This window comes from Methylobacter sp. (assembly GCF_030680395.1).
Lineage (GTDB): Bacteria > Pseudomonadota > Gammaproteobacteria > Methylococcales > Methylomonadaceae > Methylobacter_A.
The window spans coordinates 69,834-83,083 of sequence record NZ_JAUXVR010000042.1; the positions used below are offsets into that span (position 1 = coordinate 69,834).

Below are 13,250 nucleotides of genomic sequence, written 5' to 3' on the forward strand. Positions count from 1 at the left end.
AATGACGTGAGCATTATTGCCCTTGGGTGCCCCGACTTAAGCGGTAGTTAATCTTTATTGCTATTCCCCACCGTCATCAGCGTTATCATCAATAAAATAATGATTAGCACAGGCCAGAAATAAGGCGCCATGATAAAAATCCCCATCAATGCAGCAAACATGGCGAACATAAACATAAACACACCGACGCCTAAAAACAGCAGCACCATCAGTATGCCGGTGATAATCATGATCAACAAAAATGTGGGACCGGCGGCAAAGCGAACCAGCGGCTCTGCGACAAGTTCGCCGTTGAGCATAACACTGAGTTGCCTGATGCCGGGATGAAACAAATAGCTCAGAATGGCGATGACTGCGCCGGTTATCAGCACTTTTACGATCAGTTTTTTATTGTGTTTTTGCTGCATAAGCAACCACCTTAAAAAGCTTAATTCGGTTTATGGTGCAGGCTTATTTTAACCAGTGACCAACCCAGAAAAATCATGTTAATACCCAAAAACAAACCTAACAGCCACTGCGCCGAGTCAGCCCAACTAATCCAGATAATAAGCGCAAAAACCAAAGCAGTAACGCCGCTGAACATAATCAACCCCCAATTAGCCAAAGGGCGCATCATCAATGCCAGGGAAATTTTGGCGATGCCCTCCAGAGCAAAAAACACCGTCAACAGCATCGTCAGTGTCACGGCACCGGCAACCGGCTTGATGATAAACAGGTAGCCAATGATAATCTGCAAAATGCCCATGAATAACCACCAGCCAAAGCCCGGCATACTGGAAAACATAAAGGCCCGGCTAATATGAATTATCCCGCCAAACAGCAAAATCCAGCCCAGGAATATGACCGTCGCCACCGTAAAAAACTGTGGTATCACTATGGCGCAAAGCCCAAGGAAAATGAAGAAAATACCTTCCGCTAGAAACAGCCGCCAATGCGTTTGTAAATAGTTTTGCATATGCTGTATTTCAATGTTGATGTCGTCTATTTTGTTCATAGTTTTTTTCCTGTCATATTTAAAAAGATACCGGCAGCCTAATCTGTAGACCTTCTTTAAAACCTTAACGATGAGCAATAAGTCAAAACCATAATCCGGAGCGCCGGTTTATCGACCAGCAACCTAATGACAGTATCATGCATCAATACTGATTTGAAATAATAACTATATTTTTTGGTCAACTTTCAACCTAAATCCCGGCTACTTTGTTTTTCCGCCAACTCAAAATCAGCTGTCGAGTTGAGCATGTGTTCGTCAAAACTTCAACTCGACTCATGGATCTCGCCGTGGAGCGGCGAGATCCATGCAACAGCTGCTTAAATCGATGGCTCGGGTGCTTTTTACCGGAAAAACCAGCTTCAAAAACCTGGAATATCTTGTTAACCGTCCATTATAATTACGGTACAGCTACGGCAACTAACGTCTCATAAGAAACATTCGGCAGTACAGCTTGGCTTATTGCTGTTGTTCTGCTGTTTCCCGTAATTTTTGTCGAGTTTGTTCGAACAGTGCGGACAAGCCTGCGCAAGGGTTTGGAGTATCCAGTGCTTTAAGTAAGGCTGCTGCCAGGCCAAAATCGGGATCATTGTTCGTGGATTTATTGGAACCGCGTTTTGCAATGCCTGCGGCAATTGCTGCATCCGAACAAGCCAATTCGACCAGTTTCGGATGTAGCACGTCAGTACGGTAAACATCCAGTTGCAACAGATTGCGGTATTCGCATTGAAGTAAGGTTGGATTATCGCTGTAGCAGCCTGTTTGGCTAACCGGTTTTCCCGACGGTAATGCCGTATTGGCAGAGCTCATACGCGTCTGAAATGCGCTGAATTTTTCACTATCCAGTATCGGTTTAAGTGTTGATTCCAGCTTGCGCTGTTGCTGCTCGTTCCAATCCGATATCAAGTTTTCAGCAATAAATATGCCATCGAGATTGGCTTGTGACCAATTAACACCCAGCAATTCCGCATTACGGAGTTCTGCACCCTGTAGCCCGGCCAAGGTCAAGTCCGAGCCTTGCAGTTTCGCATAGACCAAATTCGCCCCCTGAAAATTCGTCTCGCGCAAGTTCGCTCCCTGCAATTTTGCTCCGCGAAGGTCCGCGCCCTGAAGCTTCGCCCCGTTCAGGTTTGCACCTTGCAAATCCGCTCCGCGTAGATCCGCACTCTGCAATTTTGTCCAACCCAGGGCAGCCCCCTGCAGATTCGCCCCGCGCAAATCTGCGCCTTGCAGATCAGCCTCGATTAGCCCCGCCCCCTGTAATTGAGTCCCACCCAAAATTGCTCCCTGCAATTGTGTTTTATCCCAACCGACTACGCCTTGCAGCTTCGCTTTTAACAGAATCGCGCCCTGCAACTGGACGTGGCGAAGATCGGCTTTAGGTAACACGGCTCCAAAAAAATTGGCAAAGCGCAAATCGCGGTTTTGCAAATTAAGCCCATCGAATTCTTTGAAGGCTGCATCACGTACTTGTTTATCAGGATCTATTGCCCGGATCAATAGTGATAAAGACACACCTTTGGGTACCAGTCTGGCTTCTCTGAGACTTAGGTTACGCGGAAATAAGCCCAAATTGAACCAGGAGCAGGGGCCTAGCATTACCTTAAGAATAGATGCTTCCGACTTTTCAGCCGCTGCTAGCGAGGTGCAGGAAACAATATCATATTTATGGACAGCAACACTCAGCCATGCTTCAGGTACCCTGCGGATCAACCAATCTTCGAAGTAGCTGGGAGCATCTTCAGGCATGTCCTGTTGAGATTTATCTTTATCCGGGGCGTAATAAGTTTGTACGGTAATACTGCCAGGTATGACTGCAATAATACTGATAAAAACAATCACCGGAACAGATATTAATAAGAACATCATACCCTTAGGTTCAACTCCAGATCGCAACACAGGTTGGTGGGCAATTTCACGCGCGGGCAGGTTCGGCCAACGACGCTGGATTAATCGCGTTAACCGGTTCCATCCAAGAGTGCTCAAATACCGCAGCCAAGCCGGCCAATAACCAAGCAAGCGAACGCCAAAGTTTCGCCACCATTCCCGTGCTCGGTCCTGGGGTGAGGCGATCAACGGCCACAAGGTAATCAGCATAATTGCATCAATCCAAACCGCGAAGCGTTGCGACCAAGTGATGAATTCATCATGAAACGGTAGAAAGCGGATTTGTGCTGCCAGCAACATTAATAAAGGCAGGGCGATGACAGTAATGCCAACCACCAAGGATAACAGCCAGCGGATCAGCCAGACTTCAGAACGCCCTGCTATAAGATGTGTGAAGGGAAAGATGAACAAGCGGTCGCGTACTTGTTGCCCGGTTGGCGCATTAGGAAGGTCGCGATCCAGATTCCAAAGCTTGCAAGACAGCAACTCCAATTGCATGAGCAGGTTGAAATGCAACAGGACTACCATCCACGGCACGAAGCAGTAAAAAGTGGTGAGCGGCAATTCCACATCCAGAATCGGCAGTTTGACCGGACTGATGCGCAGCAGATCATCGTGCGTTGTGCCCCAGACAATGACGCCAAGATAGGTGACAAACGCCATAAATGCGACATGTAGCGCCGCCACTGTCTGAGATGCTGAGTTGGCTGCTTCCAGAAGCTTCTCGATATGCGATGAGAGTTCGTCGTTGATTGTCGGTACCGAATCAGACATGGCGATTGAGATAGTTATTGAGGATGCTTAATTTTGTGAAGTATAAATCAAATGAGGCAGTTCATATGAACTCAACGCAGCTATCATTTGTGCAGCCCACAAACCTGCTATCAATCAAAATCCTCATTTACTCCAGCCGTTCGCGCATTCCATGCCAAAGCGCAAAGTTAAACCGACCGTCTGATGTGTGACTCAAAACCATTTGTTGAATATTTTTTGAACTTAATGGTGTTGCTTTAGGATAGATTAACGCTAGCGGAGTTCCAAAAATGCAGTGGTGCAATGTGGGTGTGATAGCCTCTACTTTGAGATGATCGGCCATTGTTCTTGCTGATAAATTGGCTTCGACCGAGGGCCGAGGGCGTGAGTCTATTGTGAATAATTTCTTTTTGTGTGAAAAACTATTAAAAACTATCAGCCTTTGCCCGCGCTTCTTTTGCCCCTGCAAAATCCTGCTGTATTTCTCTGGCGTGAGCTATCAATAACCAACAGTGCTTTTTCAACGCATTATCCGTAGAAGCCAACAACGCGGATTTTTTTGCCAAATCTTCTGCCAAACGTGGTTTTGACTGTTGTAACCTTAATAAGGCCAACTTATAAAACAAAGTCGCATTTCTGGGTTCAATTCTGATGGCGCGTTCAATTGAGGCGGCTGCCGAATCAAGATCACCGGCTTTACTGTTTTGATTGGCTGCTGAAACCAGGGCACCTACTACAGGCGACAACCGAACTGTAGCTTCTATTGGCTGAAACGGTGTTAATTCCGAAGGAGACGGAGGTGGTGGTGATGACGGTTCCAGTGCGTCTAATGTAGCAGGCTCTGTAGGTGTCGGTTCTGAAGATGGCAGCTCTGAAGGAACCAATGGTTCGGACTTTATTGCCGAGAAGTCTTTAAGCGGCTGCGTTTTAACAGTTTCTTTAGATACAGAGCCAGACGGCCTGGCTTTTTTTTGTGAACTGGGCGAAGGTTTTTGACTCTTCGGTTGCCCCCCGTAAACTGGAGCCGGAGGCTGCGAACCATAAAACTCAGCGCAACCGGCGAGAAAAGACGGCAGCGCGCAAATTATAACTAATCGTTTAAGTAACATCGTTTAAAAAAGCTCTATATTATCGGACTGATCTTCTTCTTGATGCGCATTTTTTATCGCAAGCGCTTCCTCTACAGACTTACCCTCTACAATAGCGTCGAACATCAGTTTTTCAGATTCCATTGTGTATCGGGAACGGATTTGATGCTGGAATTGCCTCCATTCAACCGGGTTATAAAGGCGATTTGGATCTTCTACCAGTTCAGATAAGCCCTTCAGATTTGAGGTGACATGTTGCAAACATTGCTGCATCCGATCATAAAACTGAAAAGCAATAATAGATGACTGAATTTTGTCGGTTGTTTCCGAGCAGCAAACTATTGCTTCATCCCTTACTTTGCAAGAATCAAGGGCGAGCAGATGCGTATTAATGGCCTGCATATGTTCAACAATGGAAGTAAACGATTCTGTTAGCGTATTGACCGACAAATCCGCGTCATTCAACATATCTTCAACTTGAATAGCCGATAAAATGAGCATTTTTGACGTTTCCCTTACTTGGGTCCAATCAAGGTCTGGGTTGTACGAGTTCGAATTAGACATACTTTAATACCAAGTAAAGATTTGTATAAGTAAAGACTGAAAAAGGTTGACGCTTTTTAATCTTATGTATCACTTAAGAGAAGCCCCCTTTAAACATTAAAATTTGGCACAATTATAGCAAGTATACCGTCTGGCGGTGTTATTTAAATAAAACCAAGCGCCCAGGGTAAGATTAAGCGCATGGATGTTTTGTTGTAGCATAGGCTTTCACATAATAAAGCTTTTAAAAATGCACCTAGGTTTTAACTTGGCCGCCATTTACAATAGCTGTACTTTGTAGAAATTTTCTGTCGTTATATGTCTAAAAGATCCCTCCTTTTATTAATTCTCTTTGCCATCCTTGCATTAGTCACCGTCGCCGTTTATTTTTTACCGACCTCGCTACAAAAAGCCGATATTACCCCGCCTGCGACGGTTTTTAACCGGTCAGGAGAAACTGTGGCTGTGGAAAAACCTTGTTCTAACGAACATCCCGAATGGCGGCAAGCGCAAGTCATTGACGGCGTAAAAATCGATGAGGCCTTGGCGTGCGAACCGGACAATCCTTACGACATTGCGGTTGCGGTTAAAGGCGCCAACAACGTGTCGATGCAGACTTTGATGCAGACGCATCTGGCTCAGGACGCATTGACCCTGTCTGATGATCTGGATGGCGATGGCGACCCCGACATCATTCGTATCAAACTGGAAATTGCGGAGCTTAACGGCGCAAGTCCCGATGGCGATTTCCTGATTAACACGTTCGACATTGCCCCCGGCATCCAGCCTGGGCTTTGGGTGTTCGCGCCCAAAGCCAGCGGCATGGCGCTTAAAAACTTTAATTCGGTAGTCGCCAATCCGTTACTGCGTGCGCCATCGCCGGTGATTCGTGTTGAGCAGGGCGACAAGGTTTATATCACGCTGGAAAATACCCATTATTTACCGCATACCATTCATCTTCATGGTGTGGATCATTCCTGGGTAACCGCTGCCGGTGACGATAACGACGGTATGGAGGAACACCCGGTGTTCCCCGGCAAAAGTCATACCTATGAAATCCAGCCCCGGCATGCCGGAACCATGTTTTATCATTGCCACGTACAAACCGCCCAACATTATATGATGGGCTTGAACGGCATGTTTATCGTCGAAGAAAACCGGCCGAATAATTGGGTGCAAACCTTTAATATCGGCGCAGGTCAAGTGCGTCACCCAGCGGTAGCGGTGCAAAAATCCTACAGTCAGGAATACGATTTGTATTATCAGTCCGTTGATAAAAAACTGGCACAAATCATACAGGGTGCGAATGATCCAAGACTGATCGCACACCGAATGAGCCGCGAATACAACATGACCGAATCGTTTGAAAACTACTTCATGCTGAACGGCCACTCCTTCCCCTACACGCTGAGGGACGCGGTGATCGTCGCCAATGACAATGAAGATATAAAACTGCATGTCGCCAACGCCCAACGCTCTTTGGTAGCGCTGCATATCCACGGTCATAAGGCCACCATCACCGCTTATGACGGCGTTGAACAACCGGCCGGATTGCAGATCACGCGGGACGTATTCGACATCGCTCCGGCGCAACGGCTTGATTTGCGTCTGCGCACCCAAAACAACGGCTTGGACAGCTACGGCCCCGGCTTGTGGATGTTTCATGACCATGTGCCGACCGGCACCACTACCGACGGCATGGAGCCGGGCGGCAACATGGCGATCCTTGCCTATAAGCCGTTGCTTGACGAGCAAGGCATGCCGAAAATGCATGATACCTTGCTCGATCAGGTATTTAACAAAGATTATTATGCAAAAAAACAGGCCGTGTGGGGTGAAGGCGATTTTGCGCCGTTACTCGGAGAAGCCGGGTTAATTGCGCCTGATTATGTTCGCATCATCGTTTTTGGCTTGGCGGCCGGATTAGCCATAGGACTGCTTGTTTTTGTGGCGCTGATTTACAAACGGAAACAAAAGCTATGAAATGTTTAGTGACACTCTTGATAATGCTGGGCTTGCATTCCCACGCGGCACTTGGGGATGAGACCATGGCAATGATGCATCACGGCAGCATGATGATGGATGAAAAAGGCATGATCATGAATGCCAACAGCGACAACCTGCCCAAAGACTGCCCGAAGATTTCAGGCGATGTCAACATCACCATCCATGCCGGTCAGAAACACGCACTGAAATTTCCAGGCAAAATGTTTGCCTTCGACAATCAGGAATGGGATGTTGCGCCCTGCTCCCGGATTAACATCACCTTTATTAATGATGACCAAATACGCCATCAATTAATGATTCACGGCTTGCCGGGCTATTTATACCCTCAGGGCATGTTTCACCTCGAACTTTACGGCCAAGGCGAATTGAAGGCTTCGCTGATCGTGCCCAGCCAGAAAAAAACCTATCTGGTGCATTGCGAATTGGCGCAACATATGGAAAAAGGTATGAAGGCGCAATTAAAAGTCGATGGCGGTGATGGAGATTTGCCCAGTATTCCCGGTATCAGTAAGCCGGTCAAAGCCGACATTTATCCGGTGGATTGGGGGCAAACAGCTTGGGCGGTCTTGATTCTATGTGTATTGATAGGCTGCGTTATCCCGTTTTTTGTCATAAAAAATAAATTCTAGGTATTGGCCGATTAATTAACGCACACGAAGAATTCGTGTTTTCGGGGTGTTTTTTGGCTTGCATAATACTATCAAATACTAAGCTAACGCTTACCTAACCCAGATGATTTTACTTTAGAGGCTTTTATGAAACAGTTATTGTCAGTCATTATAGTTTTCATCATGTTAGTTGTGAGCCACAGCGCATCGGCACGCGAACAATCCACAAAATCCACCAAGAAAGATGCGTTACAGTGTGCAGCCTTCAGTCCCTATGTAGGCAAGCTCAACCCCGATTACGGCGCGCATCCGTCCAAAGAGTTAATTAACCAGCTACTGGACAAATTAATCAAAGACACTCCTTTCCGTTGCATCATGACCTACGGAGTTATGAATGGCCTGGAATACACCTTCGCCGCCGCCGAGGCACGGCATATCAAGGTCATTGCGATCATCTGGCTGGATGATGACATAGCCGTCAATTCACGCTCCATAGCCAGCGGCATTGAAGTGGCAAAAGCTTTCCCCAAAACCATCATAAAATTAAGCTGCGGTTCCGAAGTCAGAACCCGTCACGATTATGCCTTTGATGGCGAAATCAGCCGCTGCATAGACAGTTTGCGCAAAGCAGGCGTATCCCAACCCATCACCACCATAGATACTTGGTGGGAATGGTGCAACCGCGTTTCGCCCTGCCACCAAACCAATTTCGGCGCGCAAGTCGACTGGATAGGCATCAATGTTTTCCCGTGGTGGGAAAACAAACATTCCGATGTTCTTCCCTGCACTCCGGCCAAAAAGGCGGCTGATTTTCATATAGCCAGACTTGAAGATATTCGCCGCACTTATCCCGGCAAAGAAGTGATTCTGACAGAATTCGGCTGGCCGAACGGCCCCGAAGGCGGCATTGAAACCAATAAGTTCACCCAGCAGCGTTGCGGCGTTGCCGGCAAGAAAAACCAAGCTCTGGTCGTTAAATCAACCTTCAAAAAATTGGCTGAAAAAGGCTGGTCCGGCGTAGTATTCGAGGCGTTTTCAGAAAACTGGAAGCCCAGCGAAGAAGGCGACTTCGGCAGTTTCTGGGGGATTTGCCAAGGAGAGCCGCCTTATACCTGCATAAATTTTTAGAGCATAAATGCGCTGAAAACCTACTGAAGCGCATTAATATCAAACATCTATCACAAACGATGCGCCTCGTGCTTGGGCGCGTCCTACGCCCCTGCTAACTGAAAACTAAAATCCGATTATTCATTATAATCATCGCGGTTTATAATCTGCATCTTCTGAATCTTGCTGTGCATAGGATGCGCTTTGTTCCTCTGCATTCCCTATTGCATTAAATATTAACCCTTGAGATACGTGGCATGACCTTGTCGCCTACGACTGCATGGATGCAGGAGGTAGAGTAATGCAGGAGCAATTACCGAAAGCGCCTACTTTTGGTGCTCGGACAATCATGGTCAGAGGAATAAAACCTGTGCGCGTTTTCGATTATCGATCTTTTTGAGAACAGTTTTAAATGACTAAAGTTAAACTAACGCTACTTATTTTAAATGCCGTATGGCTATTTGCAGTGTCCGAAGTCAGTTATGGCCGTCATGCCGCCATTATTATCGACGCGGACAACGGCAATGTTTTGCATGAAGTAGACGCAACTCAGTCATGGTATCCTGCCTCGCTCACAAAACTGATGACGCTGTACATGACATTTGATGCCTTAAAAGCAGGTCAAATTCATCTGTACGACACCTTAACCGCATCAACTCACGCGTCACAACAACCCAATAGCAAACTGGGTTTGAGGCGCGGCGAGCATTTAACCGTCGAAGATGCTGTTTTAGCCATTATTACCCGTTCTGCGAATGATGCGTCTGTTGTTCTTGCCGAACATCTGGGTAACACGGAACAGGATTTTGCCGTTAATATGACGGCAAAAGCGCATTCATTGGGCATGTACAACACCAATTTCATGAACGCGACCGGCCTTCCCAATAACTGGCAAGTCACCACATCCAGAGATATGGCTGTTCTGGCATGGAAAGCACAGCGCAACTTTCCCGAGTATTATCATTACTTTGCTGCACACAGTTTTAACTTCAGAGGTGCCGAACTACGCGGTATCAACAAGTTTACAGCCAATTATCCCGGCGCCGAAGGCATGAAAACAGGATTCACCTGCGGCTCCGGTTTCAACCTGATCGGCGCGGCGCATCAGAATGGCAGACACCTGATCGGCGTAGTCATGGGCGGCATGACCAGCAAAGAACGCTATCAGTTAATGATGCAAAAAATGGATGCCAGTTTCGCTAACCTAACCAGCTTCGATCCAGTCAGAAATATCACCACCATGCCTGTAAGCGCAGCAGGCAGTCCGCCCTATCAACTTGATTGCGGTAATGGAGGCGCTACGCATTCAATACCAGCCTCTAATCGTGTTAACTATACGCCTAAGCGTAGACATATCAGCCGAATCAAAACCAGTACCCGAGGCACTAAAACGACTCGGCCTAAAACTGTTGCCCGGACCAAGACCAGTATCAAGCCCGTTAACAAAAGCAAGCTTTTGCCAAAAGCCGCCAAACAGGCCAAGGCCAGTGTAAAACCTGTCAGTAATCTCCAGGTTAAAAATAAAAACTTTCATAAACCCAAAGCCGACACTAAAGCATCGGCCAAAACAAAGAGTACGCAAAAAGTCGCGCTCCATTAAGTTAAATCGTTCGCAATAGGCCAGCTTCATCTAAATGTATTTATCGCATTTCACAAGCCGGCAATACAACGCCCTCAATATGTATAAATAACTCGTCATACCAAGAGGTATCGCTACGCGCTACCTCCGACTTCCCGCCTGACACCCTTCGGGTTAATGTAAACCCGTTCCTGACAGATTTACGCCGGACCCGTCCGATCGCAAAACGAATCCAAAAACCATGGCTGGTAATATTCAATCCAACCGCAATCTTGCCATAGCAAGGTAGATGAAGACCGATATTTTTCCGGCCCCTCCCCCAAATAATGACAATGCTTGGCTGTGCTGGCTGGCTAATGTTTATTTCGCTCATGTCATTGACAATCACGGCTATCTTTAAGCCCTCACGGTTGGCGAGAATGTGATTGAGCAGCGTGGTTTTACCCGCACCTAAAAAGCCGGACAAAACGGTGACCGGTAAGCGTTTTTCAGTCATAAATAGTCTGTGTGATCGTGCTTACGTTGTTGGTTGATTTTCTTGCTCAGCCAAATAGTTTGCCCGTTTTATTAAAAGCGATACCGTGTAAGGTGCAGCCCAAGTGTTTTTTTTGCGCACAAAAATTGGGACGGGTTGATGGATTTTTAACACGTTCATCAGTAACTCACCCTGAACCCTATCTCCGCACCACGGCCCGGTTCCGGAGCAAAATTACGCAGGTATGAGGTGGAGTTGCGTATATTTTCATTCAACAGGTTATTGGCTTTAGCAAAGACCATCACATCGGCATCGTGCAGATCCAGAATTTGATATTGCGTACCGAGACTAAGCAGCATATATCCGGCCGTAGTCGTATCGTTATCACCCGCATGGGTCTGAGCTTCACCGCGAGTCAGACGCAGATTGGTATTCCAATTACCCTTGACGTGATCGAGTTGAAATCCGAAGCGCAAAGGCGGCATGCGCGGCACATCGCCGCCGTTGGCGAATTGACCACGGGTATAATCGCTGAACAGCGTTAAATCAACCAGCCCAATATGGTTTTGCATCAGCGGGAAAATCAGTTTACTTTCGTAACCCATGAAAGTAGCATCGGCCTGACGCGTTTCGAGCACCGGCGCACCGTCTATGAACTCGCCATTGCGTTGCTGGTAAATATAATCGCCCGCCCAGTTGTGGAACAGATCCAGCTGGGCTCTGACCCAGTCCGATTTAAACTTATAGCCCAAATCCAGGTTGTAGGATGTTTCTTCGCGCAAATTCACATTGCCGACTTCAAAGCTACGGGTGGCGTCATGAAAACCGTTAGCCAGCAACTCCTGTACTTGCGGCGCTCGCTGTGAGCGTGTTATCGCAAGATTAAGGCTGTTGCTGTCATTCAATTTCCACACGCTGGAAGCGGAGGCGCTGACCGGCACATAACTAAAACTGGAAAGTCCTTGCGGGTTTAGCGTTGTATCTTCAACCCGGATACCGAGCTGGTTAGCAAGCGCACCGATATTGAATGATTCCACAGCAAAGATACCGTAACTATTAGTTTGCGTTTGCGGGACAATCACTTCACTGGTTGATTTATCAATCGCCGCAAAATCGCTGGCAATGGCTTGAAAACCAACCAACCCGCGGAATATCCCCAGAGGGTTATGGGTTAGCTCTAGGCGGCTTTCGTAAGTTTTATTGGTAAAAAAAGCGCCTGGCATGCCATCGGCAATTTCCGTATGCTGGTAATCGGTATAACCCAGTTTCATACGCAGGGATTCTGCGTAGCGAAACGGATTTTTCAACTCGCTTTTGAAGTCGTATTTGCTTTGTTTGAGATCGATACGGGTAATCTCGCCGCCCGAACCGTCCGGCGCAATGCCATAATTATTTTCCAAACGGTTAATGGAGACACCGGCAAAACCCGGATCACCCACCAGAGATACGCCAGCCGAACCGCTAATTGCATGGGCAGACGTGTTGTCGATGTAGCCTTTGGTGTTTTGAATAACATCCAATGTCGGATCGGTAGCTTGAGCGGCATTGACATCAATGGCCGACCCGCCGATGTCGAGATTATTGCGGTCGCGATAAAAACCGTCCAGATGGTAAGCCAGATTGCTTTTACCGCCTTCTATTTTCATTACCGTAGATGTTTCATCGGAAACCGAGTCGAAACGCTGCTCAAGCGCACCGCCCAACAATTTGTCCGGGAGTTTGTCCGGAATCCGGTTGTCGATGACATTGACCACGCCGCCAATCGCACCGCTGCCGTAGAGTAAGGTAGAGGGGCCGCGCAACACTTCGATGCGTTCCGCCAGCAAAGGCTCGACGCTGGTCGCGTGGTCGGGACTGATTGCCGAAACGTCATTACTGCCGATACCGTTGTTCAACACCCGCACACGCGGCCCGCTTTGACCGCGAATAACCGGTGTGCCGACCCCTGGACCGAAGGACTGGCTGGTAATGCCCAACTCGTTTTTTAGCGTTTCACCGATGCTGTGTCCGACTTTCAAACGCAACTCATCATCGCTTAAAACGGTGACCGGGATGGCGGACTCGGAGACTTTTTCTTGCAAGGGTCCGGTGACAACCACTTCATCTAATTCCAGAACATTCTGTTCGGCGGCATAAGCTGTCGGCGTTATCGCGGCTGCCAAAAGGGAGAAATAAATAACGTTTTTTTTACTCATAGGATGCTCATTTATAT

General features: G+C 47.5%; 11 protein-coding genes and 1 pseudogene. 4 read left to right on the forward strand and 8 right to left on the reverse strand.

What is annotated here, in order from left to right:
* Positions 1-47: 47 nt before the first annotated feature.
* The 6 genes from Q8L79_RS17290 to Q8L79_RS17315 all read right to left on the reverse strand — a co-directional run bounded on the left by Q8L79_RS17290 (position 48) and on the right by Q8L79_RS17315 (position 5,220).
* Positions 48-407, reverse strand: a complete 360-nt coding sequence (locus Q8L79_RS17290) for a hypothetical protein (RefSeq protein WP_305273778.1) — start codon at positions 405-407, stop codon at positions 48-50.
* 20 nt (positions 408-427) lie between these two features.
* Positions 428-994, reverse strand: a complete 567-nt coding sequence (locus tag Q8L79_RS17295; protein WP_305273781.1) for an HdeD family acid-resistance protein — start codon at positions 992-994, stop codon at positions 428-430.
* Between the two features lie 456 nt (positions 995-1,450).
* Positions 1,451-3,652, reverse strand: coding sequence for a pentapeptide repeat-containing protein (locus Q8L79_RS17300; protein WP_305273783.1), 2,202 nt, complete (start codon positions 3,650-3,652; stop codon positions 1,451-1,453).
* Between the two features lie 127 nt (positions 3,653-3,779).
* On the reverse strand, positions 3,780-3,974 hold the full coding sequence (locus tag Q8L79_RS17305; protein WP_305273785.1) for a hypothetical protein: 195 nt from the start codon (positions 3,972-3,974) through the stop codon (positions 3,780-3,782).
* Between the two features lie 82 nt (positions 3,975-4,056).
* On the reverse strand, positions 4,057-4,377 hold the full coding sequence (locus tag Q8L79_RS17310) for a hypothetical protein (RefSeq protein ID WP_305273787.1): 321 nt from the start codon (positions 4,375-4,377) through the stop codon (positions 4,057-4,059).
* Positions 4,378-4,743: 366 nt separating this feature from the next.
* Positions 4,744-5,220, reverse strand: coding sequence for a hypothetical protein (locus Q8L79_RS17315; RefSeq protein WP_370870032.1), 477 nt, complete (start codon positions 5,218-5,220; stop codon positions 4,744-4,746).
* 360 nt (positions 5,221-5,580) lie between these two features.
* Here Q8L79_RS17315 and Q8L79_RS17320 point away from each other — a divergent pair, with 360 nt between their 5' ends.
* From Q8L79_RS17320 to Q8L79_RS17335, 4 genes are all read left to right on the forward strand, one after another.
* Positions 5,581-7,245: a multicopper oxidase domain-containing protein gene (locus Q8L79_RS17320; protein WP_305273791.1), complete on the forward strand. Its 1,665-nt coding sequence runs from the start codon at positions 5,581-5,583 to the stop codon at positions 7,243-7,245.
* Between the two features lie 8 nt (positions 7,246-7,253).
* On the forward strand, positions 7,254-7,898 hold the full coding sequence (locus Q8L79_RS17325; RefSeq protein WP_305273793.1) for a copper oxidase: 645 nt from the start codon (positions 7,254-7,256) through the stop codon (positions 7,896-7,898).
* Positions 7,899-8,024: 126 nt separating this feature from the next.
* Entirely contained in the window at positions 8,025-9,005 is a 981-nt protein-coding gene (locus Q8L79_RS17330) for an exo-beta-1,3-glucanase (protein ID WP_305273795.1), read from the forward strand.
* 391 nt (positions 9,006-9,396) lie between these two features.
* The gene (locus Q8L79_RS17335; protein WP_305273797.1) at positions 9,397-10,584 is read left to right on the forward strand and encodes a D-alanyl-D-alanine carboxypeptidase family protein; all 1,188 of its coding nucleotides are present in this window, start codon (positions 9,397-9,399) and stop codon (positions 10,582-10,584) included.
* Positions 10,585-10,918: 334 nt separating this feature from the next.
* Here the strand turns inward: Q8L79_RS17335 and Q8L79_RS17340 are convergent.
* Both Q8L79_RS17340 and Q8L79_RS17345 read right to left on the reverse strand, forming a co-directional pair.
* Positions 10,919-11,059, reverse strand: a pseudogene (locus Q8L79_RS17340) (GTP-binding protein); the annotation flags it as partial.
* Positions 11,060-11,217: 158 nt separating this feature from the next.
* The gene (locus tag Q8L79_RS17345; RefSeq protein ID WP_305273798.1) at positions 11,218-13,233 is read right to left on the reverse strand and encodes a TonB-dependent receptor; all 2,016 of its coding nucleotides are present in this window, start codon (positions 13,231-13,233) and stop codon (positions 11,218-11,220) included.
* Positions 13,234-13,250: the final 17 nt, after the last annotated feature.